Origin of the sequence: Flocculibacter collagenilyticus (genome assembly GCF_016469335.1) — a bacterium.
Taxonomy (GTDB): domain Bacteria; phylum Pseudomonadota; class Gammaproteobacteria; order Enterobacterales; family Alteromonadaceae; genus Flocculibacter; species Flocculibacter collagenilyticus.
Genome location: NZ_CP059888.1, coordinates 3,230,701 through 3,250,643 on the forward strand (window position 1 = coordinate 3,230,701; position 19,943 = coordinate 3,250,643).

The 19,943-nt window shown below is 40.6% G+C and carries 13 protein-coding genes; 4 read left to right on the forward strand and 9 right to left on the reverse strand.

The genetic code is table 11. The features are described from left to right. The first annotated feature begins 117 nt into the window (after positions 1 to 117). Positions 118 to 1,701 (forward strand): beta propeller repeat protein, encoded by a 1,584-nt coding sequence (locus HUU81_RS14350; protein ID WP_199609610.1) that lies wholly within the window; start codon positions 118 to 120, stop codon positions 1,699 to 1,701. Between the two features lie 87 nt (positions 1,702 to 1,788). Then, complete coding sequence (locus tag HUU81_RS14355; RefSeq protein WP_199609611.1) at positions 1,789 to 2,676, forward strand: CPBP family intramembrane glutamic endopeptidase; 888 nt, start codon at positions 1,789 to 1,791, stop codon at positions 2,674 to 2,676. Positions 2,677 to 2,776: 100 nt separating this feature from the next. Here the strand turns inward: HUU81_RS14355 and HUU81_RS14360 are convergent, their stop codons facing one another. Next, the gene (locus HUU81_RS14360) at positions 2,777 to 3,178 is read right to left on the reverse strand and encodes an MmcQ/YjbR family DNA-binding protein (protein ID WP_199609612.1); all 402 of its coding nucleotides are present in this window, start codon (positions 3,176 to 3,178) and stop codon (positions 2,777 to 2,779) included. 85 nt (positions 3,179 to 3,263) lie between these two features. Between HUU81_RS14360 and HUU81_RS14365 the strand changes: the two genes are divergently transcribed. Then, positions 3,264 to 4,586, forward strand: a complete 1,323-nt coding sequence (locus HUU81_RS14365) for a gluzincin family metallopeptidase (protein WP_199609613.1) — start codon at positions 3,264 to 3,266, stop codon at positions 4,584 to 4,586. A gap of 67 nt (positions 4,587 to 4,653) precedes the next feature. Here HUU81_RS14365 and HUU81_RS17540 read toward each other — a convergent pair whose 3' ends face one another. Beyond that, positions 4,654 to 7,149 (reverse strand): TonB-dependent receptor, encoded by a 2,496-nt coding sequence (locus tag HUU81_RS17540; protein WP_199609614.1) that lies wholly within the window; start codon positions 7,147 to 7,149, stop codon positions 4,654 to 4,656. Positions 7,150 to 7,467: 318 nt separating this feature from the next. Then, positions 7,468 to 7,932 (reverse strand): hypothetical protein, encoded by a 465-nt coding sequence (locus HUU81_RS14375; protein WP_199609615.1) that lies wholly within the window; start codon positions 7,930 to 7,932, stop codon positions 7,468 to 7,470. A 381-nt stretch (positions 7,933 to 8,313) separates the two neighbouring features. Here HUU81_RS14375 and HUU81_RS14380 point away from each other — a divergent pair, with 381 nt between their 5' ends. Beyond that, positions 8,314 to 8,754, forward strand: a complete 441-nt coding sequence (locus tag HUU81_RS14380; protein ID WP_199609616.1) for a YebG family protein — start codon at positions 8,314 to 8,316, stop codon at positions 8,752 to 8,754. A gap of 154 nt (positions 8,755 to 8,908) precedes the next feature. On the opposite strand, the gene HUU81_RS14385 is transcribed toward HUU81_RS14380, so the two are convergent. The 6 genes from HUU81_RS14385 to aceF all read right to left on the reverse strand — a co-directional run bounded on the left by HUU81_RS14385 (position 8,909) and on the right by aceF (position 19,936). Next, positions 8,909 to 10,243, reverse strand: coding sequence for a glycosyltransferase (locus tag HUU81_RS14385; protein ID WP_199612084.1), 1,335 nt, complete (start codon positions 10,241 to 10,243; stop codon positions 8,909 to 8,911). Between the two features lie 135 nt (positions 10,244 to 10,378). Next, on the reverse strand, positions 10,379 to 12,976 hold the full coding sequence (gene acnB / locus HUU81_RS14390; protein WP_199609617.1) for a bifunctional aconitate hydratase 2/2-methylisocitrate dehydratase: 2,598 nt from the start codon (positions 12,974 to 12,976) through the stop codon (positions 10,379 to 10,381). 297 nt (positions 12,977 to 13,273) lie between these two features. Next, a complete protein-coding gene (locus tag HUU81_RS14395; protein WP_199609618.1) occupies positions 13,274 to 15,349 on the reverse strand; it encodes a M13 family metallopeptidase in 2,076 nt (691 codons plus the stop codon). A gap of 101 nt (positions 15,350 to 15,450) precedes the next feature. Further along, complete coding sequence (locus HUU81_RS14400) at positions 15,451 to 16,140, reverse strand: tRNA-uridine aminocarboxypropyltransferase (protein ID WP_199609619.1); 690 nt, start codon at positions 16,138 to 16,140, stop codon at positions 15,451 to 15,453. A gap of 140 nt (positions 16,141 to 16,280) precedes the next feature. Next, positions 16,281 to 17,705, reverse strand: coding sequence for a dihydrolipoyl dehydrogenase (lpdA, locus tag HUU81_RS14405; RefSeq protein ID WP_199609620.1), 1,425 nt, complete (start codon positions 17,703 to 17,705; stop codon positions 16,281 to 16,283). 188 nt (positions 17,706 to 17,893) lie between these two features. Further along, entirely contained in the window at positions 17,894 to 19,936 is a 2,043-nt protein-coding gene (aceF, locus tag HUU81_RS14410) for a pyruvate dehydrogenase complex dihydrolipoyllysine-residue acetyltransferase (RefSeq protein WP_199609621.1), read from the reverse strand. Positions 19,937 to 19,943 lie beyond the last annotated feature (7 nt).

Genomic DNA, 19,943 nt, shown 5'->3' on the forward strand with positions numbered 1-19,943 from the left:
GTATAGACACCGAGTATTAAACAGGGGTTTTTTCTCATTCATCTTATGATTGTTATTTAATGAACCTTTTGACATTATTCTCTTTGAAGTTAACAAAAATAAGAAATTAGGTTTAATATGAAGGTTAAATATTTACACTTTTTTGCCATATTGCTACTGCTTGCAGGATGCCAGGCAACAAATAAACCACAAAACCCCCAAACTTTGTCCGCAACTCATGGCTATATCTTTGTTCACTTTCCGAGACTCCACCCCAACCTAACACTGCAATTAGAAAATAGTGAACAACATTTCTTATTAAAGAAAAACAGTCAAAACAATACGTCTGGATTATGGTTACCTGCTGGAGAATATGAATTAAAAAGTGCGAGTTATTACGTAGATCCTGTCAGTGCCAAAAGTATTAAACTATCTGGATACCCTACATTAAAGGTTCAAGCTGGCGAGTTAACCAATTTAGGATCGTTAATTAACTTTACTATTGGAGACGGTAAAGAAGTATGGCTACCAAAGCACACTGAAACGTCATCCAACCTATTAATAGAAAAACAAAGTCAATACGCAACTTATTTAAAGACAACTAACGTCAATCGCTGGGAGCCAAAAAGTATCCCTAATATTAATCAGGTTAAACGAGCTGGCTCTGGCCTTGGAGCTATTGCAGATTTAGGCATGCACTATACCGATAGCCTAAAGCAAGGATCACTAAAAAAGCAGTTATCAGAAGTGTCAGATATTAACGCTTTTTATAGCTCAATCATCGAAACAATCCCACCCAGTAAAACGCAAACGCCTAGTTCAGACGATAAAGGAAATTTATATTTTTCTGCTGATTTAGGACAAGTTAAAAAAAGAACTGCAAACGGAACTTGGACAACGCTTGATACAGGCACTGTTAGCAAAATAACTAAGGTACTTTGGTTTAAAGGCTATTTATACGCAGCTACCGCTGATAATAATATTTTAATAAGTAATGATTCTGGAGCTAACTGGAAAGCATATCTTCAATTGCCTAAAAACGAATTAATATACGACATGGATGGTGTAAATAATGAGCTTTTGATACTGTCAGCTAAAAAAACACCACCTAAAAAAATGTGGTTCGTTGGTCATGATTTTCATTTATCCGTTTATCTTTCTAAGCTAAATAACAGCACTAGTTTGAAGCTTATAAAAAGCTTTCAGCACAAAGGTGACGCGCAAACGCTCCCAAAAGCCGCAATAGCTAACCAGCATTATTACGTTGGCTTGATGCCTAATATTTTTAGTGTATTAGATATCAAAAATATGACATGGCTTGATGCGAAATTGCCTCAAGACTTTTCCAGTTTCAATGTATCCGAAAACGGAGTAGTTACCTTAATTAATGCGCAGGGAGCATTTTCAGATGTGTTTATTTCAAAAAATGCAGGCAAAACGTGGAAAGAAGTTAAAGCGCCTTCTTACACTATTGTTGACGTGAACTTTGAAGATGAGTCAAACGCATATGCATATCGACTGGAACAAAATACCTTCTCAGTCAATCATGTTATACAAACATACAATACAGCCAAAAATAGCTGGCAAAATCTAACGCAAGCGCCTGACAAGTGTCAGTACTTAATAAATGATCAACTTCATGTACCAAGGTTTTGCGTAACCTCATCTGATGAAATCATGCACTTTTCAAATAATAAATGGACAACTGAGAGCTTACATTAACTAGCCTTTCATCTATTTAAGCTGGGGTAGCGCATTGCTGCCCCAGACAAGGTCGATCTATTATCTTTAAGCACCATGGAGGTTGTATTGAAAACGTCTAAAGATACCGTATTAACTCTGTCTACTTTCTTCTTTTTCGTAACCGTATTTTACTTACTTGGATATTGGCTGATCTATCGCATGGGCCAAGCTACCCCATTAATGTTGTCTGTGGGGGCCGCAACCATTGCCACCTGTATCGTTCGAAAGCGCAGCTTGGCAAGCCTTGGCTGGCACTGGGGAGAGTGGAAGTATCAGTGGATGAGCTACTTAATCCCTTGCTTCATCGCCTTAATAGCGTATTTGTTCATTTGGCTACTAGGATTTGGCGATTTTTACAATACAGAGTTCTTACTGGATCAAAAAGAAAAATACCGTTTAAACGATTGGAGCAATTTCAGCACCTTTCTATTTCATATTGCTTTAGTAGCTAGTGTTAGCTTTGTTGTGTCCTTGCCTTCAATCTTAGGAGAAGAAATCGGATGGCGTGGTCTTTTAGTTTCAGAACTATCAAAACTGATGTCATTTGCTGGTATTGCTCTTATCAGTGGCATTATCTGGTCTATTTGGCACTGGCCGTTGATTATTAAAGGGCTGTACGGTAACAATGTTACACCACTGTATTATCAGTTATGCTTTTTTACCCTCTTCATTCTCGCGAACAGCGTTATTATGACCTATCTTCGCTTAAAAACGGGCAGTTTGTGGACCGCTGTTATTTACCACGCAAGCGCGAATATTTTTATTCAAAAAGTATTTACGCCAATTACCATACGAAATGAGCAATCAGTTTGGTATCTGGATGAATTTGGTGCAGCGTTATCAATTGTAGCTGGTTGTGTGGCCATCTATTTTTGGCGAAAAGGCGTTACTGAATTTGGTGCATTTACACCTCTGCCGCAGCTGAGTAACAAAGACCACGCCATAAATACCTGATTAGGGCTCACTGTCACCTCTATTAACGCCTCGTTATTTTGCCAATGTATAATAACGAGGTTCCTTATCAATATGCAGGCATCTCCGACATATTTGGCTATTACATATGAGTAAGAATAGAAGTTTGATCTTTCTTTGGCATTTTGTTCACCACCAGCATAAATGACGCATCTATTAAACGAAAGATTTCGCCGCTTGGGACATTACACTGATAATTCACGTTCTTATTATCATCTTCATGAGTTTCAGTAAATGTGATGGTGATCCAATGCTTTTTATTCATATGGTAGCCAGGCGTAATAGAAGAATAAATATCGCGTAAAGCATTAGCTTCATCGGGATCGCACTTTAAGTTCATGCTCATTTCATTTTCGCCAAAGCCAATTAAACCAAACATTTTATTCTTAACTTTAAACACCGATACATCGTCTCCGAACGGAAAGTCTAATGTCGATTCTGGCTTAGATAAAAAGTACGCTTTAAGATGATTATAATTATTCATGTCTTCCTCTGGCAGCAATTGCGAAACATGTTGATAAAAGTGATAATTCTTTTTTAATCGATTCATCTGGTTTATAAGGAATTATATGCGATACATTCTACTTTTTATGACTTTATCCATTTCTCTAGCCGTTTCTCTTAATGCTCACGCGACTTCAACTTCAACTTCAACTTCAAATGTAGATATTCTGATTTTAAGATCAAGTGACAACATTTGGACACTTGATTACAAACTACATCAGCCTGCTAAGCAGTTAGAGTTTATTAGAAATCCAGATAATTCAAGGGTTAAACGATGGACACCTGTTTCTGATAACTTCAAAATTATTTATCAGAATAACAAAGAGTATGTTGTTACAAAGGATGGCTCGGCTTTTACACACGCAGCGTTTACATTAACCCCAACGTACAAGCACTTACCCAAAGATTACGCACCTTTTTCACCTTTTTCTGACGGCGGAATGTTATTTCATAGTGGCCGCTTGTTTGCGTGCATTAATAGCTGTGATGACTCGGTAAATCAATGGCATTTAACCTTAACCATTCCTGATAATGAACATGCTATTGTGAACGGTGAACTCGTTACCAAAGCAGTAAGCTGGACTGATAGTAACAACGGTATGAATATTTATGTTGGTAAGCAGCAGCCTATAGTGACTGATAGTTTTATTGCTTTAATTGATAGTGGTTTACCTGAAAAAATAACGACATCACTTAATTCAGACATCCCCACATTCATGAATTACTTTGAAAAGCATTTAGGGAAGCTGCAATCTAACAGTAAGCCAACCCTTTTTGCTTCTTACGCCAATGCTAAAGGCGGCTCATCTGAAGGCGGTACATTGCCTAATCAGATTTTTATGCACTGGAATATGAGTAACCTCGAGAAAAAGGTTTCCGACGACCACTTTCTGCATAAAACATTATGGTTTTTTGCACATGAAGCAGCACACTTATTTCAGCACGTTCATCCCGCTGATGACAGTCAATCATGGATCCACGAAGGCCATGCAGATATGTTGGCAGCACATGCCCTCACCCACTTATTCCCTGACACCACAAACTATGTAACCAAAAAAATTGAGAATATGAAAAATCACTGTGCTGAAGGTATTGAGCAGTTTCCTCTATCTAAAGCTGCTGATAATGGAAAATTTCGATATTACTACACCTGCGGAATAACGATTTATCACGCCATCGAGTTATTAAGCCAAAAGCCGCAAAGTCTATTTAGTTTATGGAATCGTTTTCAAAAGGCTGTAGAAAGTGGTGAAGAGGCTAATCAAACGACATTATTAAAAATCGCAGATCAGCTCACTAATCATAAGGTTGCTGACAAAATGGCTCACTTTATTAACAACAAGCACCAAAACGGACAAGCAGCCATTAACCATCTAACAAAAACATAAGTAGCTAATTTAATGCACTTAAGGGGAGCTTCTGCTCCCCTCAATGATAATGATTAAAACACATTAATTAAAACTGACTACGAATACCCAGTACAATCCCTCTGCTAGGCAGCACGACTTCATCTTTTAAAAATGAGCTATGCACACGGCCCACTTGGTCAAATAAGTTATTCACTTTAATATAAGTGCTAAAGTATTGTTTAGCATAATCAAAATGATAGCTTAGGATTGCATTAGTCATGGTGTAGTTATCTGTTTCTGTTTCATTAGCTGCAATACGGCTTTGTTCAAAGTGATGCATTGCGTCTAACTGTAAGCTCCAATTACCGATTTCATAGTTAGCCATTAAGCCTAACCTTGCTGGTGGAATACGTGGTAAGTATTCGCCAGACGCTAATTTGCCACGAATTGTGTCTGCTTGCAGTGTAAACTTTAAGGCTGGTGTGTATTGCCACATCAGTTGTGCTTCCAGTCCATAAAACTCAGCGTCTCGTACTTGGTAGTTAAAGATAGGTAAGCCTGCCTCATCCTCATGCGCAGCATGCTCTTCTTCTGTTTCTTCGTGGTCATGATGCTCAGCACTAAAAGTGAGCCCAGTATCAGCTTGGAAGTAATAGTCATCTATTTGGTTATAAAAAACGTTTGCGACAAACCCTACATCACCTTCAAATTTTCTAAAACTTAACTCTATGTTATTAGACTTTTCTAGCTTAGCGGTGTTATTAGTGGCAATAAATTCATCGGCATGGTCGGCCTCTGCATCTAACTGATAAAGTGCGCCTACTTCAAATGTATTGGTGCCTATGTGTGGCCCAAATGAAAATAATTCAGATGCAGATGGAGCACGTTCTGCGTGTGTGTAGGATAACGCGATGTTGTAGCCTGGGGTGAAGTCCCAAACAATTCCTGCTGAAATACTCTTTGGTGTAAACGTTTGTGCAGGAAAGCTTGATGTATTTAACTCTAGTTCATCATGATGCTCGTCTTCTTCATGCTCTTCATCATCATGGTGTTCAGCGACATCTGTAGTTAGCTTAACCCGCTCAATTCTAGCGCCCAACTGAACCAGTACATCACCAAAGTGCTTTTCTTCCAGCCATGCAAGCGCGTAAGAGCGAGTTGTTGAAGGTGGTGAAAATGCTTCTGCGCCGACTACGTTAAAGTCGTTGTTTTTGTAGTCAAACGTGACTGCGCCGTGCCAGCCCGCATGTTCTTTTAATATTAAATCACTGCGTAGTTGCCATGCTTCAGTATTAAACACTGTGCCAACAATACCGTTTTCTACTTCTGCATGTTGGTAATCTGTGTAACCGACTTTAGTGTTTATAGCTGTTAGTACATTACTATCCAATGCTTTTTCGCTTAACAGTTGCCACCTATTCTGCTGCATTTGACCTTCAACAGACTCTTCATGCGCTTCATGCGCTTCATGCGCTTCATGTTCTTCATGTTCTTCATGTTCTTCGTGTTCTTCGTGAGCATGAAAAGGAATACCGTAATTACGTTCAAGCCGACCAAATGAAAATCCTACAAAGCCATCATCCATTAAATAACTTACGCCGACAGTACCGCCTAACGCTTTGGCATTGCTATTTTCAAGCTTATCCGTTGCTGTATCATGGTGCTCTTCATCATGTTCATGCGCTTCTTCGTCGTGATCATCATGCATTTCTGACTGGATGGGAATGTTATAGTCATCACCTTTGCGCCAAAAACCATCAAGATGTACCGCAACGTCGTCCTTGCCAGTACCAAACATAAACGCAGCTTCATTTTCATTCGCAACCGTATTATGGCTAGCTTGCCATTCAGCAATAGTGTCAGTATTTGTTGGTACTCGGTTATCAACAATGTTCACAACACCACCAATGGCTCCGCTGCCATAGAATAATGTTGCAGGCCCTCTTAATACTTCAACTTGTGTCACTGTTGCGGTTTCAGTGGCAACAACGTGATCTGGGCTGCCACGTGAAACGTCACTCACGTCTAAACCATTTTGCGCGATCATTACGCGCGGGCCATCTAACCCACGAATGATAGGGCTACTACTGACTGGCCCAAAATAAGAAGAATGCACACCAAGTTCTGTTTTTAATGTGTCGCCTAACGTTGAAGCATGTTTGTTTTTTAAGGAGTCACCTGCCAACACGCTAACTGGCGCAGACGATTCTAAAGTAGAGGCATGAAATGGGGTTGCGTACACATCGTAATGCTCCATAACCGATGGAGACAGCGTTATTTGATGCACCCCATCTTGGTGCATGATCTTAACCGTTTTAAAACCAAAGCCATCTGCTTTCACATGCAATTCATCAGCATGTTGATTAAGTGCAGCCTTGTTGGTTTTTTTCAACGGAGGAAGTGTTAATTCAAACTGTCCGTTTTCATCCGTTTGAGTCGTCAGTCTTGTGCCATGAAGATCAACTTGTGCGGACGAAATCGGTTTACCCGTAGGGTCAATTATTGTGCCCTTGATTAAGTGCCCTGTTGCAGCGTTATCAGCATAAGCAGACACAGAAGCCGCGGCTAAACCCAAAAGTATTGTATTTAATTGTGTTTTCATTTTGTTCATTCACTTGTAAAGCACTGCACCGCCAACAATACACCTATAGAAAATAAGTATTAGCTAGCCATACAGCATCAAATTTTATTAACTATAGCTACTGGTTAACATCGCATCAAAAAACACCAGCAAGTGTAGCCAGTATTAGTATGGAAAAATAAAAGTGCGATGTTATCGTTTCACTATGACAAATATAGGTAACACGCTATATCAACTGCATTTGAAGCATAGTTGGCAAAGATCACATGAATAAATATGACGAACATATGCCCTTCATAAACATCAAAAATAGTGAATAGCGTTATAAAGCCTTACGGCTTATAAGAATGAACGAGGTGGGCCGCGAAGGTAGTAAAGCGTGATTAATAGCGATGGAAAGTCAGTATCGAGCCGATTATTCAGCACGTCACTCATTTGGCTTATTTCAAAATTGAATAAACCGACACTGTTAATTCCAGTGTCCAAAAGATGAGAATACAAACACAGTAAGCAGTCTGCATAGGATATTGGCGTTGACTCTTCATTACCAATGTCAGTTGCGTGAACGGCTTGCTTTACCTTTTCAGTGCCTTCTACATCTGTAATGGCACTAGCTACTATGCTATTACCAGTTGAGTGAAGGCCATGCTGGGTTTGTATTACCGAGTGGTTAAAGGAAGTAAGCGAATAATGCGTGAGATCATGGTTAACGAAAGCAATGATCGCAAGCATTAAAGTGCAAGATAACCAATGGTTAAATTTACTGCTGCGCTTGTGCATTGTAAGGGTCTGTTGACCTTTCATTTTCGTCTCTATTATTTGCTCATTTTTTTACAACTGCAATCATATAAAAAAAAAGCCAGAGAAGTAAATAGCCTCTCTGGCAAACCAGCACATTTAAGACCCGTGGAGGGACTCTGAAAGTTAAACCACACCTATATTAAAAGACAAATACAGCAGCAACTTATCGACCGTTAAACAATAAGTTAAAAAATAATTTTTAACTAAGTGTAAGCAACTTTCGAAATCTATTATGCATGAACAAAACCCATTTGCAAATGATAATTATTACTATTTGAGAAATATTTGCATTCTTTCTTTACATAATAAAATACTACTGTATATTTAAACAGTAAACTATACATCGTTGTATCAAAGTAAAAGATAAATGATTAGGGGCAAGTTATGGCTGTTGAAACTCGTTACGTAATAATTAGAACTGTAAACAATAAAGGAAAAGAAGTGATGACCTTTACTGATAAAAAATCTGCTGATGAATACGATCGTATGTTAGACATGGCAGAGCATTTAACAGTATTGTTAGATGAGGCACCACTCGCCCTTGATGAAGCAATGAAAGAAGAATTAAGCGTATTTTTAGCAAAGAACAGAGAAGACGTGCTTATCGCCCTGCAAGCTAAGAAAAAAGCAGCTGAAAAGTCGTCAAAAAAAGCAGACACTAAGTCTAATAAATCTACCGAGGCAACTAGCAGTGATGAAGACGCTGACACAAAAAACGTTCTGCAAGCCGATATAACAACCTTACCAGATACAGATACTGCAAATGCCGACACCGAGCTTGAGAAAAATAACGACTTTATTATTGAAAAAGAAGACGCCGCATAAGTTGCGGCCAATAAAAAATAGTGTCACTAATTTTTAAGTACGGATTTTTAAGTACGGATTTTTAAGCACTGGTTGTAAGCATTAACTTATAAACAGTGCCTTCTAAATACGCCCTACTAAACACAGCCCAGTAGCGCCCGATTACGGGCGTTTGTTATGATTCAGGCTCAACTTTATGCTTATTTTTTTCTTCAATCCATTGAGACATGTATTGAGTACTTTTCAATGAGTGGTGGCGAAGCATAGCACCTGTAAAATTATTTAATCTATGCTGACCAAGGTGTTGTAACACATTATTGATTCTGTCAATAAGCGCCTTACCGATCACTTCAGCATCATAAATTTGATTAATTATCTGAAAACCATTTTGCTGCGCCTGTTGCCAAGCAGTTGAGTCTGAATACAGCGCAACCGCCTGCTCTACAAATGAATCAACATCATCTTCAATATAACCAGACCATGGTAAAGTGTTCTTAGCTTCATCTGTAAGAGTTGCTTCGCCCCCATCAACACTAACACGTGATTCAGAGGAATATTCAAGCCTTGGTATACAACTCATTGCCTCAACGCCAATAGTTGATGTGACATTAGGCGTACCAGCCTGCATCGCATCAATTAACTTACCTTTAAGGCCTGCCCCAAAACGCAGTGGTGCTAAACACACCCTTGCTTGTTGCATTTCATGTTGTGCATCTTCAACCCACCCTTTCACATAAAACCCAATTTTCGGATTATGTAACTGCGTTGCTTTTTTAGGAGGGTATGAACCGCAAACCCGAATACTTGCTTGCGGTAAACGCTTTCTAATTTTTGGCCAAATTTCTTTATAAAGCCACAATACGGCATCCCAATTCGGCTCATGACGAAAACTGCCAATTGAAATGAAATCCGTACGTTGCTCAAACGTCGGCAGCGTGTCAATTTCATTTGATGAAATATTTTCAACCATGAATGGCGCATGCTGTAACAATGCAGGATCAATGTTAAATTGCTCTTGTAACAACTTCATTTCAGCACTCGAAATAATGAAAGTAAGATCACAACGCAAAATTGCTGCAATCTCTCTTTTCGCATAATCTGAATGCCAATCTTCTTGTTGAATATCTCGATGCTGTTTTAATGCTTTGTGTCGAGCTTGGCGTAAGAAGTGTAAATCTTCGCTTTGTAAGATCCTAAGTGCCGAAGGACAGTTTTTCTCAACCCGCCATGCAAACTGCTCTTCCATCATGTAGCGGTCAAACACCACAATATCTGGTGCTAATTCAGAAATATATTGATCAAAGCTACTGTCGTTCAGTGCAATACTTTGCGTTGGCACATTCAACATAGCCAAGTCTGCCATGTGCATACTTAACTCAGCAGGGCTGGCGAAGGTTACTTGCCAATCTTGTTGACGAAATAACTTTATCAAAGAAAGCATATTACTGCCCGCAGCTGATGACTTCGGCTCTGGCCACACATAGCCAATTATCAATACGTTCATGGTCATATTATTCACTACTTGTTTCTTATCGCCACACTGGGCGCATGTTGCCAGACATAAAAAAACGCACCTTACAATAAGGTGCGTTTTTATTAAAGTGTATTGTTAAAACGGTGTGTTAAAACAATTTATTCCTCAGCATTAAACCGCTTGTTGAATAATCACTGTTTCCGCTTTTTTAGTGTAATGCGGCATCTTATGGAAATTTAAGTAACGGAATGTATCCGCTGCTGTCGCATCGATTTGCTTCGCATATTCCATGTATTCTTCAACCGTTGGTAAACGACCAACAATTGCACCTACCGCCGCTAATTCAGCTGACGTTAGATATACATTCGCACCATTACCTAAACGGTTAGGGAAGTTACGCGTAGAGGTAGACAATACCGTTGCTTTGTCTGCAACACGTGCTTGGTTACCCATACATAGTGAACAGCCCGGTGTTTCAATACGCACACCTGCGCGGCCGTATATGCCGTAATACCCTTCTTCCGTTAATTGATCACGATCCATTTTAGTTGGCGGTGCAATCCATAAACGTGTCGGTAATTCGCCTTTGTGCTTATCTAGTAATTTACCAGCAGCACGGAAGTGACCGATGTTCGTCATACATGAGCCGATAAATACTTCATCAAGCTTCTCGCCCGCTACTTCTGATAATACTTTTGCATCATCAGGGTCGTTTGGACAACATACAATTGGCTCTTTAATGTCAGCAAGATCAATTTCGATTACATGCTTATATTCAGCATCTTTATCTGCTTCCATTAACTCAGGATTAGCTAACCAGCTTTCCATCGCTTGAATACGACGCTCAATAGTACGAACATCACCGTAACCTTCAGCGATCATCCACTTAAGCATTACAATGTTAGATTCTAAGTACTCTTTAACTGACTCTTCAGAAAGCTTAATCGTACAACCTGCTGCACTACGCTCTGCTGATGCATCTGAAAGTTCGAATGCTTGCTCAACAGTTAAGTTTTCAAGCCCTTCAATCTCTAGTACACGACCTGAGAATTCGTTGATTTTACCTGCTTTCTCTACAGTTAATAGGCCATTTTTAATGCCATATAACGGAATTGCGTGCACTAAATCACGTAATGTAATACCCGGTTGCATTTCGCCTTTAAAGCGAACTAATACAGACTCTGGCATATCAAGCGGCATTACACCTGTCGCTGCTGCGAATGCAACAAGACCAGAACCAGCTGGGAATGAAATACCCATTGGGAAACGTGTATGCGAGTCACCACCAGTACCAACTGTATCTGGTAACAACATGCGGTTTAACCACGAGTGGATAATACCGTCACCAGGACGTAGAGAAACACCGCCACGATTCATAATGAAGTCTGGTAATGTGTGATGCGTTTCAACATCAACTGGCTTCGGATACGCTGAAGTGTGACAGAATGATTGCATTGTTAAGTCAGCTGTGAAGCCTAAACATGCTAAATCTTTTAGTTCGTCACGCGTCATAGGACCTGTAGTGTCTTGCGAACCAACCGTTGTCATTTTCGGTTCACAGTATTGACCAGGACGAATACCAGCAACACCACACGCTTTACCAACCATTTTCTGTGCTAGCGTGAAGCCTTTGCCAGAATCTATTGGATCAACAGGCTTTTTGAAGATATCAGTAGAGCCTAAACCTAGTGCTTCACGAGCACGGTCTGTTAGACCACGACCAATGATAAGTGGAATACGACCACCAGCACGTACTTCGTCAAGTAATACGTTTGAGCTTAGCTCAAACTCAGAAATTACTTCATCAGTACCTGAACGCTTAACAACGCCTTCGTATGGGAAAATATCAATAACATCGCCCATATTCATTTTTTGTACATCAAGCTCTATTGGTAATGCGCCTGAATCTTCCATTGTGTTGAAGAAGATAGGAGCGATTTTACCGCCTAAACATACACCGCCGCTGCGCTTGTTTGGAACATGAGGGATATCATGACCCATAAACCACAGTACCGAGTTAGTTGCTGATTTACGAGACGAGCCCGTACCAACTACATCACCAACATACGCTAATGGAATATTATCTTCTTGAAGTGCTTTAATTTGCTTAATTGGGCCAATTGAGCCCGGCTCGTCAGGGTTAATACCATCACGTTCCATTTTTAGCATCGCTAACGCGTGTAATGGAATATCTGGACGAGACCATGCATCTGGTGCAGGTGACAAGTCATCAGTGTTGGTTTCACCAGTGACTTTAAATACTTTAACAGTAATTTTTTCAGGTACTGCCGGCTTGTTTAAGAACCACTCTGCATTTGCCCATGATTCCATTACTTGCTTAGCATATTTATTGCCAGCGTCTGCTTTTTCTTTAACATCAAAGAAAGCATCAAACATCAATAATGTTTTACTTAAGCCTTCAACGGCAATTGGCGCAAGCTGGTCGTTATCAAGTAACTCAATCATTGGCTGAATGTTATAACCACCTAACATAGTGCCCAATAATTTCGTTGCTTGTTCAGCGTCCAAAATTGGTGATGTTGCTTCGCCTTTTGCGATAGCAGCTAAAAAGCCAGCTTTAACATACGCTGCATCATCTACCCCAGGAGGTACGCGATCAGATAATAGTTCTAGTAAAAAGGTTTCTTCACCAGCAGGTGGATTTTTAATTAGTTCTACAAGTTCTGCTGTTTGCTTGGCATTTAACGGCTTAGGTACAATGCCTTCTGCTGCACGCTCTTCTACGTGTTTACGATATTCTTGAAGCACGACTGTGTCCTCTTTATCTTAAATGTGCGTGGTTAGTTGACTGCTTAGTTTACACTCACGAACGTTGAGTTTTTGTCATTCGACAATAACCACATCCTATAACGGGTTTAGAAAGTGTAGTACATCTGTCACTACCCACTTTAAATCTTTGATTGATATGGTTTACGTGGACGTAAAGTATAATAGGAATAAGGGGAAATTAAAATTGGATAACTATAAATAAAAAATATAGTTAGCATAATAGTGATTTATATCAAGCCAGCAAAAAATTGCTGGCTTGTTCATAACAGGAATTAATTACCAAATTTTTACGCGATCTTCAGGCGCAATATACATTGCATCACCTTCCTTCACGTCAAATGCTTGATAAAACTCAGGCATGCTTGCCACAATACCAATTACACGGTATTGGCTTGGTGAGTGCGGATCTGTCATTAGACGACGACGTAACTCTTCATCACGATATTTACGACGCCATACTTGCGACCAACCAATGAAGAAGCGTTGTGTACCTGTGAAGCCATCCATTACTGGTGCTTTTTTGCCATCTAGTGATAATTCATAAGCTTTAAGTGCAACCGTTAAGCCACCAAGATCACCAATGTTCTCACCTAGTGTTAGCTCACCATTTACTGATGCATCTTCAAATGGTGCATAAGCAGCATATTGGCTAGCTAATTTAGCGCCACGAGTTTGAAACTCTTTTAAATCTTGCTCGGTCCACCAGTTAACTAGGTTCCCGTCACCATTATATTTTGCGCCTTGGTCGTCAAAGCCATGGCCTAATTCGTGACCGATAACGGCACCAATACCACCATAGTTTACCGCGTCATCCGCTTCTAGGTTAAAGAAAGGTGGTTGTAAAATTGCCGCAGGGAATACGATTTCGTTATTAACTGGGTTGAAGTATGCATTCACCGTTTGCGGTGTCATATGCCACTCTGAACGGTCAACTGGCTTGCCAATTTTGCTTGCCATGTCTTGATATGTCCACTCGCTAAAGCGGGTAAAATTGCCTACTAAATCGTCTGCTTTAATGTCAAGATCTGAATAGTCTTTCCACTTATCAGGATAACCAATTTTAGGTGTGAACTTACTTAACTTAACTTTAGCGGCTTTCTTCGTTTCTTCAGACATCCACTCCAACTCATCAATCGCAATACCGTATGCTTTAATCAGGTTATCCACCATCTCTTCCATACGTTCTTTTGCTTCAGGCTTGAAGTACTCTTTCACATACAACTGACCTAAGATTTCACCAATCACGCCATTGGCACTATCTACCGCTTTTTTCCAGCGCGGCTTTTGCTCTGCCACACCACTTAACACTGTGCTATGGAATGCAAAATGACGGTCTACTAGTTCTTTATGTAATAGGCTAGCTGCACCATCAATAGTATGGAACATCATATAGTCTTTAAGTGTTTGAATATCTGTGTTCGCGAATAGCTCACCAAATGCTTCAAAGTAAGAAGGCTGGCTAACAATAATAGACTCAGCTGATGCTAAACCAACTTGTTCAGCGTATTTGTCCCAAGGAAACTCGCCCATGGCTTTGTTCAAATCAGCCGCACTGTATTTGTTGTAACGCTTAGTTGCATCACGCGACTGCACACGCGTCCAGTGATTTTCAGCCAGTTTCTTTTCAAATTCAAACACACTCTGAGCCGCTTTTTCGGCATGTTCGTGACCCGCTGCTTTTAGCATATCTGTCACGTATATGATGTATTCTTTGCGAATTTTTTCAAATTTTTCTGCGTTTTCTAAGTAGTAATCGCGGTCTGGTAAGGCTGTACCACTTTGATAAGTGTATACCGCGTATTCTTTAGAATTCTTAGCATCATTGTTTACGTACCAGCCAAACGGAGTGGTAACGCCTTTTTTCTGTAAATATGCCATTGCCGCAACGTAATCGTCACGCGTATTAATTGACTTAATCAGTGTAAGATCAGGCTTAATTGGTGCAAGCTTTAATTCTTCAGCAAGCTCTGTGTCCATGTAAGCCTTATAAAAGTCGCCTAACTTCTGCTCGTTAGAGCCTGGCGTTGCATTTTTATTTGCTGCAGCTTCTTCAATCAGCTTTTTCATCGCATTTTGCGAATCATCGTATAGCTTACTAAAAGAGCCATAGTTTGAACGATCAGCAGGAATTTCTGTTCTTTCAAGCCACTTACCATTTACGTAAGTATAAAAGTCGTCAGCTGGATTAACTGACTTATCAAAATTTTCTAATTCAACACCTGAGATAAGTTGTTGTTTTGACTCTGCCACTTCGCTTTTTGTGCTACTCGCAGTTTCTGAGTTTTGCGGTGAGCATGCAGCTAAGCCTAACGCTAGCGCAACACCAGCAGCAATTGCTGTTACTTTTTTCATGAAAGTTCCCGTAATTATTATCAGTAGCGCAAGTGTGAAATTTTTTCCTTGCACAATGTAGTTATTATTATGTTATTCGACGACCGATATTACCTGTTTAACTACAACTTTTCAAAATCGCCAAAATGATTGGTTTTATTTGCCATGTAGCGTTTTCTAAAGGCAATAAAATGTGCTTCTAATGCATCAGCCGCTGATTGCGCTTTTATTAACTCTAGCGTCATTACCGCCACCTCTGCCGTACAGATATGGTGATCATGGTAGCTGCTACGCATTTGATAATTTGATACTGTTTCAGGCGCAAAACTTAATACAGGAAACTGATTAAGCCATGGGCTTTTGCGAAACATTTTTTTGGCTTCACGCCATGTCCCATCTAAAAGAATAAATAAAGGGCGCTTCGTTGTATCGGTTAAGCTTACCTGCTGAGTCACACGCTCTGGTGCGACACCTTCTTCAGGAAAAATCACATATGGTTGCCACTGCGGATCATTTAATAGTGCCAGCATTTCTTCGCTTGGTTCGGTTCTAGACCACAGAAACGCAAAGGTATCTGCAACAACATCCGCAATTAACTTACCTGTATTAGACGGCTTTAATGGCTCAGTTTTATACATAATTAAGCAAAACGCAGCATCTAGCTTCACCTGTTTAACATCTGCACATATACACATCGTATGTTGCAATAAGCATTCTTCACAACGTACGGTTTTAGAGCCTCGCGCATTAAATGGTTTTGTTGAATTTGCTTTAAGCACTTGTCTTAATTGACTGACAGCATTTATTGGCATGAGCTTAACTTTAAAAATTGATGGGAGGCCAATGGATGAGCACTCTTGTTCTGCTAAACAAAAAGCCGCTTTCTAATAATAGATAGCGGCTTTAGTATTACTCTTATTTAGGCCATTAGGACGTATTAGCCTAATAAAACCTATTTTTTCTTTTTCGCTTTTGCGTTTGGTAAGTCGGTAATTGTACCTTCGTAAATTTCCGCCGCTAAGCCAATAGACTCATTTAGTGTAGGGTGAGCATGAATGGTTAATGCGATATCTTCCGCATCTGCGCCCATTTCAATGGCTAAGCCAATTTCACCTAACATTTCACCGGCGTTAATACCTACAATTGCACCACCCACTACGCGATGGGTATCTTTGTCGAAGATTAGCTTAGTGAAACCTTCTGTTCTTGCCGATGCAATTGCACGGCCTGACGCTGCCCAAGGGAACGTTGCTGATTCAACATTCATACCTTGTTCTTTTGCTTCTTTTTCCGTAACCCCTACCCAAGCCATTTCTGGATCAGTGTAAGCAATTGAAGGAATACATTTTGGTTCAAAGAAGTGCTTTTGACCCGCAATTACTTCAGCCGCTACGTGTGCTTCATGAACAGCTTTATGCGCTAACATTGGTTGACCAACAACATCACCAATTGCAAAAATATGGTTCACATTCGTGCGTAATTGGTTATCAACATTAATAAAGCCACGCTCATCAACATTAACACCTGCTTTAGCAGCATCCATTAAGTTACCATTTGGACGACGGCCCACAGCAACTAAAATCGAATCATAACGCACTGGCTCTGCAGGCGCTTTTTTGCCTTCAAATGTTACATATAAACCGTCATCTTTCGCGTCTACTGCTACAACCTTAGTTGACAACATAACGTTGAAACGGTCTTTATTATATTTGGTATACGTTTTTACTACGTCTTTATCCGCCGCAGGAACTAGTTGGTCAGCAAATTCAACAACACTGACTTTTGAACCTAGCGCGCTGTATACCGTACCCATTTCAAGACCGATAATACCGCCACCCAGTACCAGCATTTCTTCAGGAATATTTTTAAGCTCAAGTGCACCGGTTGAATCAATAACACGATCATCTTCAGGAATGAACGGCAACGCTACTGGCTCTGAGCCCGCAGCAATGATTGCATTGTCGAATGTGATAGTAGTGCTACCGTCTTTACCTTCAACCTTAAGCGTATTTGAGCCGGTGAATTTACCGTAGCCGTTTACTACTTTCACTTTACGCATTTTAGACATGCCGTCTAAGCCTTTAGTAAGTTGGCTTACTACGCTGTCTTTCCAGTCGCGAATTTTATCAAGATCAATTTGTGGCTCACCAAATGTAACACCATGAGATGCCATATCTTTTGCATCATCAATCACTTTAGCCACGTGTAATAACGCTTTTGAAGGAATACAGCCAACATTCAAACATACGCCACCTAAGGTGTCGCGCGCTTCAACTAATGTTACATCTAAACCTAAATCGGCTGCACGAAATGCTGCTGAATAACCGCCAGGACCTGCACCAATAACGACTACTTGCGTTTTGATATCGTTGCTCATTGCTAACCTCTGTTGTTCTTAATGCGAGATGCCCATAGCAAATTTCTAACATCTCTTTGAATTATTTTATTAACCATCATGTCTTATGCGACAAAGCGATGGCAAGTTTATCATTGTGTTGTTGGTATGTCGCCCAATCTAACCAATTAATAACGGTAAACATTTGGTTTACCGTTATCGAATTTAAATTAAAGGACTAACTTACGAATATCTGACAAAACACTGCTCACGTGCACTGCAAACCTTGCCGCTACAGCACCATCAATAACCCGATGGTCGTAAGACAAGGAAAGTGGCAACATCAGTCTTGGCACAAATTCAGCACCATCCCATTTAGGTTTCATTTCTGATTTAGAAACACCTAAAATCGCGACATCTGGCGCATTCACAATAGGTGTAAATGCAGTTCCACCAATACCACCTAAGCTTGAAATGGTAAAACAGCTACCTTGCATATCGGCTGCTTTTAGTTTTCCATCACGTGCTTTTTTCGAAATTTCCATGAGTTCTTTTGAAATTTCATTAACGCCTTTCTTGTCTACATCACGCACCACTGGCACAACCAAGCCATTTGGAGTGTCTACTGCAATACCAATGTGAACGTATTTTTTCATAATTAAGTGTTCACCATCTTCATCCAGTGAAGAGTTAAACACAGGATAAGTCAGTAGCGCATTTGCACAGGCTTTCATAATGAAAACAAGTGGCGTAATTTTTAAGTCGGCTTTTTGTTTGGCCAGTAACGCATTTTGCTCTTTACGGAATGCTTCAACATCTGTGATATCTGCTTCATCAAATTGCGTTACATGTGGGATAGTAACCCAGTTGCGATGTAAGTTAGGACCAGATATTTTCTGAATGCGCGTTAATGCAACCTTTTCAACTTCACCAAACTTTGCAAAATCGACTTTTGGCTGAGCAATAACCTGAAGGCCACCGCCACTTGCGCTGACATTTGACGCAGCCGTTGCTTTAGGTCTTGATAATTCGTACTTAACATAAGCTTGCACGTCTTCCTTAAGAATACGTCCTTTGCGGCCTGTGCCTTTAACTTTAGTAAGATCTACCCCGAATTCGCGGGCAATTCTGCGTACTGATGGTGTAGCATTCACTAAGCCACCCGCTTGACGCTCGCCCGCTGAAGGGTGATGCGGAACAGGTGGCGCTTTTTGTGCTGACGGTTGCGCTTTTGATGCTTGCGGCTGGCTGCTAGCTTGCTCGGTGCTTTTTCCTGTGCTTTGCTCAGCATTTTGCTGACTTGCTTTAGCTCCACCACTTTGGCTTGCAGATTCAATCATTACGATAACATCGCCCATGGCAACTTTACCGCCTGTAGAAACCTTAACCTCCGTTACTTTTCCAGCAAACGGAGACGGCACGTCCATAGTCGCTTTATCGGTTTCAAGGGTAATTAACCCTTGCTCAGCTTCAACCGTATCACCCACAGCGACTAAAACGTCAATAATATCAACTTCGCCTTCTGTACCAATGTCTGGTACTTCTACCGCTTGTACTTGCGCTTCACCACTGGGTTCTTGGTCAACTTGCTCTTGACCGCTTGTTGACGATTCTTGTTGACCATTTGTTGCAGCCGCAGACTGAGAAGATTCAGCAGATTGTTCGCCTACACCACCTTCAGTCGCCAAAATAAGTACTAATGAGCCTTGGCTTACTTTATCACCTGCTGCCACTTTTAATGATTTAACCACGCCACTTTCAGGGCAAGGCACATCCATTGTTGCTTTGTCGGTTTCTAATGTGATTAGGCCGTCTTCTTTATTAACGCTATCGCCTTCGCTTACCAGTACGTCAATCACATCAACTTCACCGTCGGTGCCTATGTCTGGCACTGTTACTTCAATTGTGGTGCTTGTGTTCGACGAAGATTGAGTCGATGAAGTGTTTGCCGATTCAGCAGCTGCTTGATTGCTAGCCTGAGCCTCTTTCGCACTGTCACTCTCGGTTGCCGACTTTTCACTAGCAGAGTCATCAGCAGACGCCTCAAGCATCACAATTAGCGATCCTTCAGACACTTTATCGCCAACCGCGACTTTAATTTCTTTTACTGTTCCCGCCTGTGGAGCAGGAATGTCCATTGACGCTTTATCGCTTTCAACCGTAATTAACGAGTCTTCCGCTGCGACTTTATCCCCAACATTCACACAAAGCTCAATGACTTCAACTTCATCGCCGCCTACGTCAGGAACTAAAATTTCATTTAAATTTGCCATTTTTGCT